Here is a 1,148-nt window from a genome sequence, read left to right as displayed (position 1 = left end):
GCAGCTCGTCCCGGGTGTCCCAGTCGCGTCGGTCCAGCACGTTCTTCTGCAGCAACGCGAAGAAGGACTCCATAGCCGCGTTGTCCCCGGCAGCACCGACCTGACCCATGGACCCGATCAGCCCGTGGGTGGTGAGGGCGTCCTGGAATAGGGCCGAGCGGAACTGGGCGGGTTCAACCGGTCGTTGCAACACCGTGCGTTGAGAGCGAGCGTAGCTGCTCGGCGAAGACCTCCGCGGGAGTCTTCCAGTCCAGGACCTTCCTGGGCCTGTTGTTCAGCGTGTACGCGACTGCTGCGAGGTCCTCGGCCGACCATCTCGACAGGTCAGTGCCCTTGGGGAAGTACTGCCGCAGCACCCCGTTCGTGTTCTCGTTCGTCGGCCGCTGCCACGGCGAGTGGGGGTCAGCGAAGAACACCTTCGTGCCCGTGGCCATCGTGAACTGGACATGCCCGGCCAGCTCCTTGCCCCGATCCCACGTCAAGCTCTGACGCAGCTGCTCCGGCACCGTCGCCATCGCCTTGATCAGGGCCGCGGTCATCGCCTCAGCCCCGTACCCACCCAGCGACGGCCCGTTCTTCACCGGCGGCCGCTCACCCCATCCCTCCAGGCGGGGCAAGTGGACCAGGATCGTGGCCCGGCTCTTGCGCTCGGCCAGAGTCCCGATCGCTGAACGCTCGGTCCCGATGATCAGGTCCCCTTCCCAGTGCCCGGGCACAGCACGATCAGCGGCCTCGGGTGGGCGCTTGCTGAACACCACGTCCTCGGTGACGTGGCCCTGGGGCTTGTTCCGGGTACGTGCCCGCGGCTCGCGCAGAGCCCGCCCGGTACGCAGGCACGCGACGAGTTCACGCTTGAGCGCCCCACGCCCCTGGATGAACAGGGACTGATAGATCGCTTCATGAGAGATCCGCATGGACACATCATCCGGGAACTCCAGGCGCAGCCGGTGGCTGATCTGCTCAGGGCTCCACGCCGTGGACCACCGCCGGTCCGCCCGGCGCGGTTTCATCTTCCGCCCCTTGAAACCGGGCCCGACCGGTCCCGGCACGGCCACGCCATCGGGGCCCAGGACCACCCCGTTCAGGCGTGCCTGGACGTAGTCGTGCAGTCGCTGGTTCGTGGCCAGCTTCGCCGGCTTGGGCCGCCT

1 protein-coding gene and 1 pseudogene are annotated in these 1,148 nt (G+C 67.9%); both read right to left on the bottom strand.

Features of this window, described 5'->3' with window-relative positions; translation table 11 throughout:
• Positions 1 to 169, bottom strand: a pseudogene (locus tag AB0L75_RS44400) (IS3 family transposase); the annotation flags it as partial.
• A gap of 4 nt (positions 170 to 173) precedes the next feature.
• Positions 174 to 1,148: IS30 family transposase (locus AB0L75_RS44395; protein WP_365191965.1), on the bottom strand; the 975-nt coding region annotated here is incomplete at its 5' end.

Source organism: Streptomyces sp. NPDC052101 (assembly GCF_040680235.1).
In the GTDB taxonomy this organism is placed as follows: Bacteria; Actinomycetota; Actinomycetes; order Streptomycetales; family Streptomycetaceae; genus Streptomyces.
Note: the sequence above shows the minus strand (reverse complement) of the source record. Positions and strands in the feature narration are given on the sequence as shown.